The organism is Snodgrassella sp. ESL0253, from assembly GCF_013344965.1.
GTDB lineage: Bacteria > Pseudomonadota > Gammaproteobacteria > Burkholderiales > Neisseriaceae > Snodgrassella > Snodgrassella alvi_B.
In genome coordinates this window covers 1-1,671 of sequence record NZ_JAAEDQ010000027.1, presented here as the reverse complement: position 1 = coordinate 1,671, position 1,671 = coordinate 1, and the positions used below count along the sequence as shown (strand labels likewise).

The following is a 1,671-nucleotide window of genomic DNA, read 5'->3' as shown; positions in this document are numbered from 1 at the left end:
TAATGGAGCTGGTACCAATTGGTAACAATACAGTAAGCAGTTTAAATCAAGCTGAATTAGATTTTTACAACATGCTAAATAATGTAATTAAAGATCCAACAGGTACAGCACAAATGATTCTTGTGTACGATGATGATCAAGTAGCTGGTGGATCTTGGAAATACAATAAATTTGATGTGGCAGATATGGAAAAGCTTGATAAAAATCATATTATCTTGTCAGGAAATGTATTAATAGCTCATGAGCTTTATGAACAAATTGAAAAAGATAAATTAGGATTAAAATCAGGTCAAGGGACGGATGATCAGAATTTTGAAAATTCCCATATTAAAGCTATAGGTAAAGAGGGGTTAGTTTTACCTCCTAATGTAGAACTTATTGAAGATAGATCACAAGTAAATGGAAAAGTTTATGATAAGTTATACTATGACAAATTGAATAAAAAAATGTATGGTATTTCTACAGGACAATTTATTACTGATTCAAGTGGAATGAAACATATTTTTAATCCTAAACAACAAATAATAAAACCTAATAAAAATGGAAAATATAGGATATCTAGTCCTAATAACCCTAATCAATACTATGATTATCCCTAGGAGGTTTTATGATCAAAAATTTTATAATTATTGTTTTATGTATTCTATTTAACGGATGCACAAATACACATCTTAAGAAAGATAAGAATTCTGAAAAAATAGAATTACAACCTGAACAATATTTGGAAGTAAGTCAAAAATTTTTTGAATTAAGGAGAAGTAATTTTCGGAAAGATGGGTGGTTTTATTCTTTCCATCCAGAATACATAAGCTATCCAAAGGAGTGCATTCTATTGAGCAAAAAGGCTCCAGAAACAGATGATGATAGACTGATTTACAAAATTGATTGTTTTGGCAAAAAAACAAATTAAATGATTTAATAATAATCGGTTGTGCTGCTGGTAGATATTTAACGGTATCTATATCTGATGATGTAATGACAGAATAGAAAAATATGTGGAGTACCAGCGGCCTGATACTGAATGCCATCGGCGCAGGACTGGTCGTACCAACTAATAATATAAGCGGCATTATCGCCGCAGCCGCGAGCCCGGTAATTTTGCATCAGATCGGGCAGTAAGATGCGGAAGGCAGCACAGCTCATCTGGTAGCGCATGCTGTACTAGGCGCAGCGGTTGGCAGCAGCGGGTGGAAACGATGCCCTTGCTGGCGCATTGGCGGAAGCGGAGGCAACGGCATCAATACTGTCGAAATGGCTGTATGGAAAGGATGCAAAAGATTTAACAGCGGATGAAAAAGCGACAGTTTCAGCCATAGCAGGCCTTACCGGCGCAGCGACGGGAGCGGTTATTGGCGGCAGTATGGCGGATGTGGCGCAGGGTAATCAGGCTGGGCATACGGCAGTGGAGAATAACGCCCTCATCAACAGCAAAGGCGAAAGCAAATTAAATGCCCAAGAAAGAAAAATAAACGAAAAACTAAAAAAAACCGGCGTACAAAATGCAGATGATTACCAAAGAAAATATGATGCTTGTAAAACTGAACATGTAAATACCCCATAGTTAGTACAAAACTGACGTAGAAAATCATGCTGCTTGTTTTAGTGTTTTATACTCAATCGGCGTCATATTATTTAGTGCTTCATGAGGTCTTTCGGTGTTATAAATGGTTA

Annotated in this window: 4 protein-coding genes; all 4 read left to right on the top strand. The window is 36.4% G+C overall.

Annotation, left to right across the window (positions count from 1 at the left end; translation table 11 throughout):
• On the top strand, positions 1 to 599 hold a 599-nt coding region (locus GYX26_RS11175; RefSeq protein ID WP_174829308.1), incomplete at its 5' end, for a hypothetical protein.
• Positions 600 to 607: 8 nt separating this feature from the next.
• Positions 608 to 910 (top strand): hypothetical protein, encoded by a 303-nt coding sequence (locus GYX26_RS11170; protein ID WP_174829307.1) that lies wholly within the window; start codon positions 608 to 610, stop codon positions 908 to 910.
• A gap of 83 nt (positions 911 to 993) precedes the next feature.
• Positions 994 to 1,119 (top strand): hypothetical protein, encoded by a 126-nt coding sequence (locus tag GYX26_RS11580; protein WP_255453876.1) that lies wholly within the window; start codon positions 994 to 996, stop codon positions 1,117 to 1,119.
• A 55-nt stretch (positions 1,120 to 1,174) separates the two neighbouring features.
• Entirely contained in the window at positions 1,175 to 1,561 is a 387-nt protein-coding gene (locus tag GYX26_RS11165) for a VENN motif pre-toxin domain-containing protein (protein ID WP_202984322.1), read from the top strand.
• Positions 1,562 to 1,671: the final 110 nt, after the last annotated feature.

Bases quoted from the DNA above. Each gene is read 5' to 3' on its own strand.
- GYX26_RS11170 (WP_174829307.1), top strand. From the start codon at position 608: ATGATCAAAAATTTTATAATTATTGTTTTATGTATTCTATTTAACGGA.
- GYX26_RS11580 (WP_255453876.1), top strand. From the start codon at position 994: ATGTGGAGTACCAGCGGCCTGATACTGAATGCCATCGGCGCAGGACTG.